General features: G+C 65.3%; 1 protein-coding gene. It reads right to left on the reverse strand.

The genetic code is table 11. The features are described 5' to 3' along the window. The coding region (locus R0J88_RS23245; protein ID WP_410901353.1) for a LysR family transcriptional regulator at positions 1–239 on the reverse strand (239 nt) is incomplete at both ends.

Consider the following 239-nt stretch of genomic DNA (forward strand, 5'->3'; position numbering starts at 1 on the left):
CGCGCCGAGCTCGTCCTCGAGCTGGCGCACCTTCTGCGACAGCGCCGACTGCGACACGCTCAGCGCTTCGGCGGCGCGCGTGAAATTGCGATGCTCGTCGATCGCCAGCAAATAACTGATGTTGCGAAGCAGCGGGCTGCGTTGTGTGAACTTCATCTTGCGCGGATTGATTCGCGAGTCGCGTGGGGCGGGCATCCCGCCATTATGCGCCGGCCGCGCGAGCATCGGATCGTCGACGG

Origin of the sequence: Pseudoalteromonas sp. SIMBA_162 (assembly GCF_046535955.1) — a bacterium.
GTDB lineage: Bacteria > Pseudomonadota > Gammaproteobacteria > Enterobacterales > Alteromonadaceae > Pseudoalteromonas > Pseudoalteromonas marina.